The sequence below is a fragment of the Candidatus Cryosericum septentrionale genome (genome assembly GCF_003570995.1).
In the GTDB taxonomy this organism is placed as follows: domain Bacteria; phylum Caldisericota; class Caldisericia; order Cryosericales; family Cryosericaceae; genus Cryosericum; species Cryosericum septentrionale.
This window is the reverse complement of sequence record NZ_QXIY01000041.1, coordinates 1-12,639: the sequence shown is the minus strand read 5'-3', so window position 1 is coordinate 12,639 and position 12,639 is coordinate 1. Positions and strand designations below refer to the sequence as shown.

General features: G+C 60.6%; 14 protein-coding genes. 4 read left to right on the top strand and 10 right to left on the bottom strand.

What is annotated here, in order from left to right:
• Positions 1–93: 93 nt before the first annotated feature.
• On the top strand, positions 94–513 hold the full coding sequence (locus SMC1_RS09075) for a hypothetical protein (protein WP_119086458.1): 420 nt from the start codon (positions 94–96) through the stop codon (positions 511–513).
• A 175-nt stretch (positions 514–688) separates the two neighbouring features.
• Here the strand turns inward: SMC1_RS09075 and SMC1_RS09070 are convergent, their stop codons facing one another.
• The gene (locus tag SMC1_RS09070) at positions 689–1,219 is read right to left on the bottom strand and encodes a hypothetical protein (RefSeq protein WP_119086457.1); all 531 of its coding nucleotides are present in this window, start codon (positions 1,217–1,219) and stop codon (positions 689–691) included.
• 6 nt (positions 1,220–1,225) lie between these two features.
• Positions 1,226–3,208 (bottom strand): DEAD/DEAH box helicase, encoded by a 1,983-nt coding sequence (locus tag SMC1_RS09065; RefSeq protein ID WP_165849404.1) that lies wholly within the window; start codon positions 3,206–3,208, stop codon positions 1,226–1,228.
• Between the two features lie 129 nt (positions 3,209–3,337).
• Between SMC1_RS09065 and SMC1_RS09060 the strand changes: the two genes are divergently transcribed.
• Positions 3,338–3,949, top strand: coding sequence for a DUF438 domain-containing protein (locus SMC1_RS09060; RefSeq protein ID WP_119086455.1), 612 nt, complete (start codon positions 3,338–3,340; stop codon positions 3,947–3,949).
• A 109-nt stretch (positions 3,950–4,058) separates the two neighbouring features.
• On the opposite strand, the gene SMC1_RS09055 is transcribed toward SMC1_RS09060, so the two are convergent.
• Together SMC1_RS09055 and SMC1_RS09050 are read right to left on the bottom strand one after the other, a co-directional pair.
• Positions 4,059–4,907: an alpha/beta hydrolase gene (locus tag SMC1_RS09055; RefSeq protein ID WP_119086454.1), complete on the bottom strand. Its 849-nt coding sequence runs from the start codon at positions 4,905–4,907 to the stop codon at positions 4,059–4,061.
• 203 nt (positions 4,908–5,110) lie between these two features.
• A complete protein-coding gene (locus tag SMC1_RS09050; protein WP_119086453.1) occupies positions 5,111–5,701 on the bottom strand; it encodes a HutD family protein in 591 nt (196 codons plus the stop codon).
• A 222-nt stretch (positions 5,702–5,923) separates the two neighbouring features.
• On the opposite strand from SMC1_RS09050, the gene SMC1_RS09045 reads away from it, so the two are divergent.
• The gene (locus tag SMC1_RS09045) at positions 5,924–6,460 is read left to right on the top strand and encodes a DUF3201 domain-containing protein (protein ID WP_119086452.1); all 537 of its coding nucleotides are present in this window, start codon (positions 5,924–5,926) and stop codon (positions 6,458–6,460) included.
• Between the two features lie 18 nt (positions 6,461–6,478).
• Here the strand turns inward: SMC1_RS09045 and SMC1_RS09040 are convergent, their stop codons facing one another.
• On the bottom strand, positions 6,479–7,771 hold the full coding sequence (locus tag SMC1_RS09040; RefSeq protein WP_119086451.1) for an MFS transporter: 1,293 nt from the start codon (positions 7,769–7,771) through the stop codon (positions 6,479–6,481).
• Between the two features lie 762 nt (positions 7,772–8,533).
• Here SMC1_RS09040 and SMC1_RS09035 point away from each other — a divergent pair.
• Entirely contained in the window at positions 8,534–8,773 is a 240-nt protein-coding gene (locus SMC1_RS09035; RefSeq protein WP_119086450.1) for a hypothetical protein, read from the top strand.
• A gap of 58 nt (positions 8,774–8,831) precedes the next feature.
• Here the strand turns inward: SMC1_RS09035 and SMC1_RS10735 are convergent, their stop codons facing one another.
• The 5 genes from SMC1_RS10735 to SMC1_RS09015 form a co-directional block, all read right to left on the bottom strand.
• Entirely contained in the window at positions 8,832–8,981 is a 150-nt protein-coding gene (locus SMC1_RS10735) for a hypothetical protein (protein ID WP_165849403.1), read from the bottom strand.
• An 8-nt stretch (positions 8,982–8,989) separates the two neighbouring features.
• On the bottom strand, positions 8,990–10,174 hold the full coding sequence (locus tag SMC1_RS09030; RefSeq protein ID WP_119086449.1) for a Gfo/Idh/MocA family oxidoreductase: 1,185 nt from the start codon (positions 10,172–10,174) through the stop codon (positions 8,990–8,992).
• A 1-nt stretch (position 10,175) separates the two neighbouring features.
• Positions 10,176–10,349, bottom strand: a complete 174-nt coding sequence (locus SMC1_RS10730) for a hypothetical protein (protein ID WP_165849402.1) — start codon at positions 10,347–10,349, stop codon at positions 10,176–10,178.
• A gap of 577 nt (positions 10,350–10,926) precedes the next feature.
• Complete coding sequence (locus tag SMC1_RS09020; RefSeq protein ID WP_165849401.1) at positions 10,927–11,874, bottom strand: carbohydrate kinase family protein; 948 nt, start codon at positions 11,872–11,874, stop codon at positions 10,927–10,929.
• Between the two features lie 60 nt (positions 11,875–11,934).
• A partial coding sequence (locus tag SMC1_RS09015; protein ID WP_413814611.1) for a sugar ABC transporter permease occupies positions 11,935–12,639 on the bottom strand: 705 nt, incomplete at its 5' end.

Below are 12,639 nucleotides of genomic sequence, written 5' to 3'. Positions count from 1 at the left end.
GAGTTCTTGAACAACCACCTGATCCGTTACTGTCATCAGCAGCACATCACCAAGGCACGGTCACGCCCATACAGGAAGAATGACAACTGACCAGTGGAGCAGAAGAACTGGAGCATTGTCCGCAGGACGGTCTGGTATCTCCGGTATGACACCGAAGAGGAAGTCCTGCTCATGAACAAGATCTATGAATCGCTCCGGCTGTTCACCAACTTCTTCCTGCCGGTGATGCAGCTCACCCGCAAGACACGACAGGGAGCCAAGGTCACGCGCTCATATGACACGCCCTGTACCCCCTATGAGCGTATCCTGGCCTCACTCTGCATCACCGAGGAAGCAAAGGAAGTGCTCAGGGCTCAGTACGGGCACCTTGACCCCGTCGCTCTCCATGATACGATCCTTGCAGATGAACGACACCTGCGGGACCTAGTCCTCACCAAGAAACAAGTACAGCCCCACATCAATCCGAGGAAAGGCATGGACTGGCAACTTCATCCGGTTTCGAGTAGATTCTGATGTGAGGCAACGACTCCTCGTTCGAGTAGATTCATTCGTGAGGCAACAGGCTGCTGCACGATGGATAAGAGCCATGCGCTCCTTGTCGTCACCGTTCGGCGGGCACGACAACTCCCTCCCCCTGGATAGCGGGGTATCGGACCCGTAGCGCGACCACACTGCCTGTCTGCCTCGGCTATTCCGGTGTGACTCCAGGGTCCAGGAGCTCCCCTACGTCGAGCGGCAGTGCCGTCTCTTCCGGCTGCGCGGGCGTTACACTGCGATGAGCTGCGGATGCGGACGCTGTGTCCTGTGCCGTCATGTTGTCCCCGAGTCCTCGGCGTCTGTGCCCCTTGCCCTTCGCAGCTTCGGGATTGCGCCCGAGCAAGGACTCAGGCACGAACCCCGCGTTCTTGAGGAAGAACCAGTTGGTCGCGGGCAGGTCGAGGGCCAGATATGCCGAGCGCGCTCCACGTTCCAGCGTCCCCTCCAGCAGCAGCGGATGGGAACCAATCTGGACGAAACTCTCGAGGACGCCCTCACCGGGATACTGCTCGGACGCGCCGAAGTGCCGCGCAGCCGCGCGCAGGCCGTCATGGTCGGCGTAGTGCAAGCGGCAGTCCGGCGAGACCGACGCCAGCAGGCGTGCCATGAGAGGCGAGACGTGGGCGCCCTGTGGCACACCCACGGTCACCGTGTGGCGCGCGGCATGCGCCTGTTCGAGCAACCAGCCCTAATGACGGGCGCGTTCCCCCACGACGATCCGCTGACCATCCACGACGCGATTGGGTAACCACTCCCGGACATCGCTGAGAGCCCTCGGGTCGACGCGTCGCACGGCACCCTCCTGCTCGATGATACTGACAATATGCCTCAGGACAGAATCCTGAGCCCCACGGTCGTGCACGAAATCGAGGTCGCCCACCAGGATGAACTTGCCGCGCGCACGGCTAAGCGCAACGTTCAACAGGCGCGGCGCCGGGTCGACGTCCCAGTCCTCGAGATTGCCCCGTGTCAGTGTCGACATGGACCACTGCGGTTCTCCGTCGGTCAGCGAGAAGATGACGACGTCCACCTCAGATCCTTGGTAGCGGTGGACCGTCGAGATCGTCAGCCGGTCCCGGTCCAGGGCCAGTTCGCGCGCCATGGTCCCCAGGAGACGTGCCTGGACGGCATAGGGCGTCACCACCCCGATGGTGATGTCCGGGTATCGGGAGAGCATGCCGGCGGCGATCGTCATCACCGTGACCGCCTCCACCAGGTTGAGGCGGGAGTACCCCTTGACCTCTCGGTAGCACCGTGTCTGCATCAGCGAGGTGTCTACCGCGGCCATGGCCTGTCCCTCGAACGGAGCAAGGCGTGCAATCGAGCTGGTGCGGACGACGATGCGCTCGCCGTCGTCCAGCCGGCCCTGGTAGAACAGCCGGCTCACGGCCGAACGGATGGACGGGTGCATGCGGTATTGCGTGCGCAGCATGGCCATGTCGGGCACGTCCTGACCCGCGCGCACCGCGCTCGTGATGCCCCGCACCTGGTAGATGTCCCGCTGGAGCCACTCGCGGACGGCAGGTGTGGTGCCGGAGGCAATCGGGGGCAGCTGCATGAAGTCTCCCACAAAGACGATCTTGCCCTGCGCCCTCGAGGCGGCCAGCACGTCATACGGCACCAGCGACATGCTCGCCTCGTCGATGATGACGACGTCGAACGAGCGTTCCATCAGTTCGTCTGACAAAGCTAGCTTTGTCAGCGTCGTCGCGACGACCGGCGTCTCGGCAACCAGTTTCTTCAGTTCCTTGTCGACACGGTGGCGCAGTTTGCCCATGTCGCCCCGCACTGTCTCGAACTCGGCGGTGTCAAACAGCTCCTCTCGCTTCGCGTGTTCCAGCAGGTCACGTCGCCTGGACTGAAGACCAACAAAGCGCTCTGCATCAACGTTGCGCCTGGCAAGGATGTTGAGCGGGTTGATGTCGGACTCCACCAGGAGGTCGCGCTTGGTGATGATGCCATACCGGATCATGGCGCCCTGGGAAAGGTACGGTGTTCCCCGGCAGGCGTTCACGACGGCAAGCGTCGCAACGTCGACTGCCGCGTTGCTGTGTGCCAGCAACAGGACACTCTTATGGCACTCGATGAGTTCGCGCACGAGGTAAGCGACGGTCCGCGTCTTGCCGGTGCCCGGAGGACCCCAGATAAAGCTGACATCGCGCTCAGCGACCTTCTGCAGTGCGTCCCGCTGCGATGGGTCCAGCCACCGGTTGTCCACAAAGGCACCGTTCAGCTCGGGCAGACTGTCCCCAGGGGCTGGAGAACCGAGCAGGGCAAGCGCCCGGCCGCAATCATCCTCGTCCACTAGCCCATTCAGCCTGTCTTCCAGCTTCAACAGCAGGTCCCATGGCGTAGCAATCATGGTGGCCGCGCGCACCTGAGCCCCCAGGAACTCGCTGGAAGCAATCGACACTAGGTCCCGATCTCCGCCCACGTAGGTCCCCTGCACGACGCGGCCGTCCACCTCGAGCTGTATCATGGCTTCCTCGGGCAGATTGACTTCATACGGGGTGCTGAAGAAATAGAGGAAGTTCTCGTCGCCGGTGTCCGATACCAGTGTGCCCTCAACGAGAGCGTGGCGATGCGTCCGCTCGGACGCTTTCTCGGCGGTGACTTCATCCTCGATTGCTGCGGCGAACGCCGCGATATGGACTGCCAGTTCTTCGTTCATGCGGGCTCCTGTCATCGCGGTGTTGTGCCACGCGAGTATTTATTATACCGCCACGGGGTTCCCTGTATACTGAGAACATGACACACAGGGGTTCCCTGACATGCAGCGTTCCTTACGGGAGGTAGTCTGATGTACAAACCGACGACAAAACTCTCCCCTGTCCTGACCGAACACCCACGGGCGGCGGCCTATCTTGCATCGATCAATCCACATCTGAAGCTCCTCGGTAACCCGGTCGTCATCGGCCTCATGGCCCCCCGCACCGACCTGCGGAAGGTCGCGGAACGTGCCGGCTGGACCGTGGAAGAACTGGAAGCGGCCGTGGTCCGCAGTGACACAGAGGGGACCGCTACAGTAACCTCGGGAGAAGCTCCAGCAAAGCTCAAGGAGGACCTCAAGACCGTTCTCCGCAGATTGTACGCAGGCGAAGACCCTGTCACGTGCAAGGCGCAGTTCAAGGAGCTTATCGCCAGGGTGGACCCACTTCTCATTGCGACAGCCGAGGCGGAGCTGGCACGTGAGGGGTTTTCCACCGACCAGCTCATGGAAGCGTGTGACGTCCACATGGACGTCTTCCGTGACCAGCTGGCAAGTTCGCGCACCGTCAATAACGGGTCAGGTGCCATGGCCACCTACTCTTGGGGCGCCGACGCCACTGGCGCAGGGCTGGCAACGGCCGACGCCGCACTTGCGAAGCTCGATTCGTCTCTGGCTACGCCGAAGAAAGGTGGCAAGCACTAGTCCCCCGACACACGGTCCCTGCATCAATACGTCAAGCGCCCCCGCGTAAGCGGGGGCGCTCCTGTTCCAGGCGATGGCCTCTGAGGACCGCCGGTTCAACGAACGTCAATCATCTCCTGGCGAGGTGCGCGTCCAGCCAGTCGGCCGCGAAGGCCAGCACGCGCTCCTTTGCTCCGTCCGGCTCATGGTGGATGAAGTGGTACAGACCGGGCCACAGCTTCAGTGTCGCGCCACCCGAGGCGCCTGCGGCAAGGCGCTTCGACCCTTCGGGCAGCGCAATGACATCGTCTTCGCCGTGCATCACCAGCAGGGGGACCTGGATCTCCCCGGCGCGCGCAAGCGCCTCTGTGTTGGCTTCCCCGATGACTGCCGCCAATCCGACGGTGATCTTCTTGTACACCAGCGGGTCGGCGTCATACACATCCAACACGGTGACGTCATGGCAGACCTTGTCTCGAATGGGACCCATGCCGTTGCTGACGGCCATCGTGGGCACAACGTGCCGCAGTGCTTTGACCTTGCCCATGGCGGCCGCTGATGCCGCCGGCATCACAAAGCCGCCGCTGCACAAAATGGCGCCCGCCAGCCGTGGATGTCTGCGGATAAGGTATGCGGCACCAAGGGTCGAACCCATGCTGAAGCCGTACAGGAACAGCGGCTTGCCAGCGAAGCGCGCCCTGACCTCGTCGCAGTACCGGTCCAGGTCGTCCATGAAGTTGTCGAGACGGGACACGAACGCACGCCGCCCCTGTGACTCACCGTGTCCCCGGAGGTCTCCTGCCACAAACGCGTACCCGCGGTCCACAAAGCTGTGTCCGATCTCTACGTACCGACCCCCATACTCGCCCAGGCCGTGCACCAGAGCCACCACGCCGCGCACGTCCCCTTCGGGCGTCCACACGCGGGCGTACAGGTTCAGGTTGTCCTTGCTGCGATACCGGAACTCCTCACTGTGCATCGTTGCCTCCCAGACTCCGTGTCACTGCTTGGCCATGGTAGTATACTACCAAGATAAGTCCGGCGGACAAAAGCGCATCAGCTTACCCACATGACGGCAATGTTCCCTGCAGCATGCGGGTTCCGGCCTTTGCGGGAACGACGGAGAGAAGCCTGGTGCCCCGGCTTGTCATCGCCGCGTATGCGGGAATGCAGAGTTCTTCGTCATGCGCGGGGCTCCTGCCGGGGAACTTCTTCATACCGTATGGTTGCTAGCACAACATGGGCTTCGACGTTGCTCTGATTGAACAGCCTCACACTTCTCGTTGCTCCTTGATGATCGGTTGTGAGAAGTAGTGCATCCCCTGTATTTATTCTCCACGTCTCATCCATGCCAGTGCTGGCGACAATCATGCCATCCACGACGAGCACGGCTTTCTTGCCTTTGCCAGACGTTTGAGCTGTCTCACCGGGTATCGCCAAGCTAGATTGCCCTTGCACACTGACAGCTTGCATCTGCCTGGTGCAGGCTCCTGACAGCATGATGTCGAAATCCTTGACCATCCCCCTGCTTCTCGTCATCCAGTCTCCAGCAAACGCATCCTGTTGAAATGGTCGTAGCCACACGCTGTGATGATGCTCATGCTCAAGGGTTATATCTCCCTCGAGAACCATGATCAGCCTCCAGATTCCGGGCAGTGAAGTGAATTCTGATTCCTCTGATTCGACGCGGGCCGAACTGATTCGCCACACGAAATCGCGACGGCTGTAGACAGCATTCTTCGGATAGATGGCAATCTCAGTCGTCCCTCCGATCCAGGTACTGGTTTGTTACTGGTCTCGCCGCACCAGTTCCAAAGCATACGCCATGTCTTCACTCATTACGGAGTATCTCCCCTCTCTCCTGCGCCACAGACCGCCGTCTGCATAGCCCATTGTCCTGTTCGTTTAGTATACCACGCCAGGCATGAGGAGGCGCCGTGCCTTGCGCCACGCCAGGGCACTCCTATACTGCTGAAAGAAACCCGGGAGGCGTCTATGGACGAACTGACTCGTCTTGTGCACAAGCGTCTTGTGCTCCTCCATGTCCAGGCATCCAGTTGCCTGGAGGAGATTCGTGCATCAGGTCTGTCCGCACACCTGATGTCGGTGGACGGAAACCCATTTCCCGGAGCCGACGGATGGACACGCGCCCCGTACCCCATGCCTGTCATCGACGTGAAAGGCAAGGGTTCCATCGGGTTCGATCCAGCCGGAGCCTTCTTCGTGTTCGCCGTCCCCACCACCGAGGCCCAACCGGCAAGCATCGACGCCCTTTCGGACTGCTTCGAGAACACCGCGCTCCTTGGCGCCGTCAGTCTCAGAGACTACCAGTTGGGCCGCAACAGGGCTGTCCAGTCGGTCGCAGCGGCGGCCCGTGACGGTGAACCTGCCCTGCTCGTCATCGTCCGCTTCGGCCTGGAGACGGAAGGCCTGCTCAGACTGTTCGAGCAGGCAGCCCTTATCATGGCGGGCCAGCTCCCGACGCTTCTGTCACCTCCTGAGCTCAAGCGTCTGGATACGTCAACCACATAATGCCAAGCCCGCAGGGGGCTACGACGGGGCCTGCTCGGTTTGCGCGCGCAGGCGCAGTTCAGCGCGGACGGCCTCGATGTCGCGCGGCACGAGGATGATGGCGCCCACAAACAGCAAGGCGCAGACGGCCCACGTCGATGTGCAGATGACGACAATAGCCGTCCCCAGGTCCAGCCTGACTGCGATGAGACCTGCGACAAGCGGTGACAGTGCCGCTCCCACACTCTCGACGAAACTCTGGATGGCAACGGACGCGCTGCGCACTTCAGGCAAGGTGACATCGCAGATCGTAGAGACGACATTGGGCGATGCGAACGGGGTGAAAAGAGCCGAAGCGGCGAGCATCACCAGAAACGTGGTCTTCGCGGTTACAGGGACGTTCATGGTGATGAAGAATAGCACGGTGCCGGCTATGACGCCGACTATACTCACGATGAGACGGCCGCGTGTGGTCCTGCGGAACAGGCGGTCGCCCAGCGCCCCAGCGAGAGGATACCCTACCGCCAGCACTAGAATGGCAACAATCATGGTCGAAAGGACTTCACCACCGCTATAGCCGCGTCCCTTCTCGAGATACCGGAAGAACCAGTAGGTGATGACGTTCCAGGGAAACGCTCCAAAGAACCCCTGCAGGTAGAGAAGGACCAGTGATTTCTTCCGCAGCAGCCGACCTGCGGTACGCCACTCGAAGTGGTGTTCCTGAAGCACCGCAATGTTCTGGAGCTCAGGCTCCGAGCTCCCGCGGGCAGCGTCGCGCACGCCGAGAAAAATGATCGCACTAAGAACGAGCCCCAGCGATCCGGTCACATAGAACACTCCTCGCCATCCGATGACGTCCTTGAACGCCGTCGCTAGGACCATGCCGACGATGTAGCCGAATGGCGCTGAGAGCTGCAGCAAACCATAGACACGCCCCCGCACAGCGGGAGCGAAGTAGTCTGCGAGCAACGAGTAGATGCCCGGGTCGCTGGCATCATCGATACCGGTCGACGCACGCGTGGCAACGAAGATGGGGAACGTAGGCGCCAGGGCCGACAACCATGTGGTCGAACCCCAGATGAACGAGGCCAGCGCGAGCAACTTCGGCCTCGAATACCGGTCGTACAAATATCCCCACACCGGGTAGAGGATGCCTCCCACAATGAGGGCACCGGTGACGACGGCACCCATCTGGGCCTCGTTGATGTGAAACGTCTCCATAATGGGCGTCGTGAGCGGCCCTATGAGGAGCATGTCGGCCTGATGAAGAAGCATGAACCCAAAAAAAGTCCCAAACACGAACCACCGGTTTCCACGACTCTTTCGCATCATTCCCTCCCGGATGCACGCGTTTTGCATTCCCAGTATATTACACCCGTGAGACCGTACAAACGCTCGCATCGACTCATCCAGAATGGAGGTAAACTGGCTCCGTCAACTCATGAGAACAAGGACGTGAAGAATGACAGAATACTGCTGATCCTTTGGATGAGAACAGAGCAGTGGGAATGGAGCTCACGATGCCCCCGAGGATGTTAGTCCAATCCCCCCGAGGATGTTGTCCCCCGAGCACTTTCTCTCAATGCGAGGGGTGCTGCCGTATCCGAGGGGCGTACTCGGAGGGGCGGTTCCAGGAACGGGGGAAGCTCACGATGGTCAAGGCACAGGCATATCTGAAGGCAGGGAAGACAAGGAAGTCGGAGGTGTTGGACGATTTCTGTGAGGAGACGGGATACTGCAGGAGACATGCCGCCCGTGTCCTGCACTAGGCAGGACAGCGGTATCTCCTGGGAGAGTGTATCCTGGTCGGGGGCGCCACGAAACGCTGGCGCCGGCCTCCCCGGTACAGCCCTGCGGTGCAGAAAGCACTCATCACCATCTGGAACGTAAGCACGTTCCTTGGTCCTGTCCGCCTGGCAGGAGGCATGCCGCTCTTCGTGGAGAACCTCACAGCCCATGGACATCTCCATGTGGAGGACGAGACTCAGCGCCTTCTCCTCCAGATGAGTCCTGTCACAACCCTCCGGCTCTTGGTAGGGGAGAGGCGGACGTATCGTCTGCACGGGCTCTGCCATACTCAGAGCACCCCTCTGGGTGGCAGGATTCCCATTCAGACATGCATGGACCCCTCCGCTGGACATCCCCAGCGTCCCCCCATGGACCTGGTGGGTCGCTGCGGCGGTCCATGACGGTGAACCTGTCCTGCTGGTCATCGTCCGCTTTTGGCTGGAGACGGAAGGCCTGCCCGAACTGTTCGAGCAGGCAGCCCTAATCTTGGCGGGTCAGCTAGAGACTCTCCTGTCATCACCCGAGCTGCGGTCGCTGGACCCGTAACGGCACTGCCCGGACGGGAGTCCCGTCCGGGCAGTGCAGAGTACGCGAGTATCAGGTTCTAGTAGATCGAATCCGGAACGTAGTACTTGGCTGCGTTGTCCTTTGTGACCAGGTCGGCCGACAGGATGACCTTGGCCGGGACCGTGGACTGGTAGAAGCCGCGAACGACTGTCTTCTTTATCTGGTCGACAACATTGGCTTCGTACATTGCCTCCGCTAGATGTCGAAGGAAGCGTCGACCCATACCGCGCCTTCCTTGCTGCTCTTCACGCAATCGAACACGAACTTGGTTCCACGGGCGCCGTCAACGACGGTCGGGAAGACGTCCAGCGGGTCCGGGGTGTGGCCCTGTTTCCTGGCCATGAGCACATTGCAGAAGCTCCTGTATAGGTTTGCGAACGCCTCGAAGTACCCTTCTGGGTGACCGGCATGGAGGCGTGTGACGTGCCTGGCAGCAGCCGAGAGGTATCCGCTGCCACGTGTCAACAGCTGCAGGGGGCCGCCCTTCTTCTGGAAGCGGAGAACGTTAGGGTTCTCCTGCTCCCACTCGATGGCGCCGTCCGTCCCGTACACGCGGATACGAAGGCCGTTCTCCTTGCCGATGGCCACCTGCGACGACCAGTAGTTACCCGATGCTCCACCTTTGTACTTCAGGAGCACGTACGCGTTGTCGTCGAGCAGACGTCCCTCGACGAACGTCTCGAGGCTGGCTGCCAGCTTGTCGATCTCCAGTCCCGTGATGAAGTGCACCAGGTTCTCGACGTGCGTGCCGATGTCGCCAACGCAGCAGGACACGCCGGCATACTTCGGGTCCGTCCGCCAAACGGCCTGGCGGTTGGTACCCGCGCATTCGATGGGATCGGCCAGCCAGTCCTGCGGGTACTCTGCGGCTATGACGCGTAGAGTCCCGAGAGCGCTAGTCCTGACAAGGTTGCGGGCTTCGCGCACCATAGGATAGCCGGTATAGGTATATGTCACCATGAACTCAGCCTTGTACCCACTCGCAAGTGCGACCAGTTCTTTCGCCTCCTCCTCGGTGAACGCCATCGGCTTCTCACATACGACGTTGATGCCCTGTTCGAGGAATGCCTTGGCCACGGCAAAGTGGATATGGTTGGGGACAGTGATGATGATGAAGTCAATCCTGCCCTCGGTGCGTGCTCCCTCCTTGACGGCCATGTCATGGAAATCGGCATACGCGCGGTCAGTGTCGATACCAAGCTCCTTCGCGACCTGGACCGTCTTCGACGGGATGTGGGAGAAACTGCCGGCAACCAGCTTAGCCTGGTTGTTCATTGCGATAGCGGCGCGGTGCACCGGGCCGATGAAAGACCCGGGTCCCCCGCCTACCTGCCCATACAGGAGGCTGGCCCCTATGTCGTTCAGTTTGCCTTCGATCATGTCACTTCCCCCTTTCCAGAAGAGTAGCTACGTGTTTGTACTGGTCCTTCACCGATCGGTACTGCTGACGGTATTCCTCATACCACTGTGTGTACCGCTGACCTCTCCATGGATCTGGCCGGTAGGTCTCGGTCAGCTTGATCCAGGTGCGCGTGTCCGAGCCGACCGCCTTCACGCTACCAGCCTCCCTGAGTCGGGATCTCCATGCTGTGATCTCACCACTCCGGCGGGCATCCACATACGCGCGGACTCCGCCTCTCGTGCCAGTTCTGGGACCTGTCGTCTCACCACGGTAGCATCCTAGTTCCTAATGGTTCATTAGCAATGCTATCAACGGTCTCACACTTGTCAAGACAACCAGCGGCTCGTCCCGCATGGGGGATAAATCCAGGCCATGTTGTGGATTCCTCCGTCTCGTTGCGGTTCGTCGGCGCACTTCACACCCATGTCATCCTGTCGCGTGCAGCCGACAGTTGCCTTCATAACCAGAGTCTCGAGCTCCTCCTGTGTTCCGGACATACTGAGAGTCAGCTCCCCGTCCAGAGCAAAGGTGTCCATGCCGGTGTGAGATACGTCAGACAATACGAATGCCCCCGGGGGAGGAGACCGGCTATCGTCGGTCTAACCGGGGGCATCTGGAGCATGAGAGGGTGGCGCAACTGTCGCAGCCGCGCCACTTGCAAAGGAGGCTGCCGGGAAATCCTGTGGACTCACCGACACACCGAGTGAACGGTCCACTCCCGCAGACCTCCCTACATCAGCCCTCCCCTTTCCATGGCCTGAACCGTCTCGGCGAACGACCGTACGCCGCTCGAAGCCCCTGTAGCAGTAACGCACATGGCTCCGACGGTCACCGCAAGGTGGGCACATCGAGAGGCATCCCACCCGTGCACGAGGCCCACCGTGAACCCAGCGACAAACGCATCGCCTGCGCCGGTCGTGTCGACGACTGAAACGGCGGGGGCGGCAACATGCTCTATCACACCGTCCTCTGTCCGCAGAAGACAGCCCCTGTCGCCCAGCTTGATGATGACGTTCCGTGCGCCATGGGCGACAAACGACGCTGCCATCGTCTCCGGCTCAGTGACGCCGCTCAACATGGCGGCCTCGGCCTCGCTTGGCAGGAAATAGTCACAGAACGGCAAACATGTCTCGATTGACTTCATCCATCTTCCTGACGCGTCCCACGCCGTATCCAGCAGGGTCACCGTCCCACATTCCCTGGCACCTCTGAGGACCTCCGCCGTCGGCTCTCCGTCAAACTTTGGCATGAGGAGAGACCCGGCAACGACCAGGATGTCAGCAGACCGCACGAGCCCCATGTCCACGTCTTCAGAGACAAACATGGCGTTGGCACCAAGACAATGGAGAAACGAGCGCTCGCCGTCGGGCGCAACCAGGACGACCGTAGCCGCCGTCTGCACACCATCTTCACGTCGTAGACCCCTGGTGTCCACCCCCTCCTGTTCCAGTGTCTGCAGGATGAAATCCCCAAAACCGTCGCGACCTATCTTCCCCAGGACGCTACACGCTATCCCAAGTCGGGCAAGGTCGATGCCTACGTTGGTAGCGCACCCGCCCGTGTGCAGTTCCAGCTGGTCAATGGGCACCAGCAGCCCACGTTCGGGTATGCCGTTCACTGGTCTCGCAATGACGTCGGCACACACAATACCCAGGACCACGACCTTGCCGCTGCTCACGATGCACTCCCGATAGGCGGGCAGGTCAGCTGCGAGGAGACGGCCTGCCTGCCCATTCGATTATTGCTTCTTGCGCGTGCTGACGTCGACCGCCACGGCGATCAGCAGGACAACTCCCTTGACCACATATTGGTAGACGACACCGAGGTTCATCAGGCTCATGCCGTTGTCCAGAGACGCCATGACCAGAGCACCGATGATGGCACCGAACACCGTGCCCTCGCCACCCATCGTTGAGGTGCCACCAATGATGCACGCCGCGATGACGTCCAGTTCCATACCCGATCCCGCCCCGCCCGTCGCCGCATTCAGTCTGGAGGTATAGACAATCCCAGCCGTGGCGACTGCAAGTCCCTGAAGCACGAAAATCAGGAAGTTCGTCTTCTTGACGTTGATGCCCGAAAGTCGTGCGGCATCCTTGTTGCCGCCGATGGCGTATACATATCGCCCGAACGTCATATTCTGTGAGATGAAACTGAAGATGAGAACCATCGCCATGACGATGAGAATGGCGTACGGGATGCCATGATAGAAGACCATGATGGCAAACACCAGCGCGATGACAACAGACATGCTCACTTGTATCAACGCCTGTTTGCGTGGGGATGAAACCGCAAATCCATGTTTGATACGCCCTCTGCGGCTGCGCAACGCCGAGACGTTGTACAAAATAATGGCAAGGATGCCAATGAGAGCGCTGAAATCGTTGAAACCGGCGACCTTGATCATCAATTGAGGAAGATACCCCTGGCCAAACTGACGGAA

Excerpts from the sequence above, each read along its gene's own strand:
- SMC1_RS09065 (WP_165849404.1), bottom strand. The coding sequence starts at position 3,208 with ATGAACGAAGAACTGGCAGTCCATATCGCGGCGTTCGCCGCAGCAATC.
- SMC1_RS09060 (WP_119086455.1), top strand. The coding sequence starts at position 3,338 with ATGTACAAACCGACGACAAAACTCTCCCCTGTCCTGACCGAACACCCA.
- SMC1_RS09055 (WP_119086454.1), bottom strand. The coding sequence starts at position 4,907 with ATGCACAGTGAGGAGTTCCGGTATCGCAGCAAGGACAACCTGAACCTG.
- SMC1_RS09045 (WP_119086452.1), top strand. The coding sequence starts at position 5,924 with ATGGACGAACTGACTCGTCTTGTGCACAAGCGTCTTGTGCTCCTCCAT.
- SMC1_RS09040 (WP_119086451.1), bottom strand. The coding sequence starts at position 7,771 with ATGATGCGAAAGAGTCGTGGAAACCGGTGGTTCGTGTTTGGGACTTTT.
- SMC1_RS10735 (WP_165849403.1), bottom strand. The coding sequence starts at position 8,981 with ATGTACGAAGCCAATGTTGTCGACCAGATAAAGAAGACAGTCGTTCGC.
- SMC1_RS09030 (WP_119086449.1), bottom strand. The coding sequence starts at position 10,174 with ATGATCGAAGGCAAACTGAACGACATAGGGGCCAGCCTCCTGTATGGG.